General features: G+C 65.7%; 1 pseudogene. It reads right to left on the bottom strand.

The annotated features are described in order from the left end of the window. Positions 1-11: 11 nt before the first annotated feature. Positions 12-245: pseudogene (locus VG556_RS22735) on the bottom strand (hydrolase); the annotation flags it as partial.

Below are 245 nucleotides of genomic sequence, written 5' to 3'. Positions count from 1 at the left end.
CGGCGCGCCGTTCACCACGGCAACGGCACTGCTTCGCCGTTGGCGCGCTCGCCGTAGTACAGCGAAGGCAGCAGCCGCGACAGGAAACTGAACTCCGTATAGCAGTGCCTGAGCAGGCCCAGGCCGAGCACGAAGCGGCTGCGCAGCACGCAGCCAAACGGCGTATCGCGCGCCACATGCAGCATCTGCCCATCGCAGGGATCGCCCTGTACATCCAGACGCACGTGATCACTGAAGCCGATGCG

Source organism: Stenotrophomonas sp. CASM106 (assembly GCF_049384825.1).
Lineage (GTDB): Bacteria > Pseudomonadota > Gammaproteobacteria > Xanthomonadales > Xanthomonadaceae > Stenotrophomonas > Stenotrophomonas muris.
This window is presented reverse-complemented; position numbering and strand designations above follow the sequence as displayed.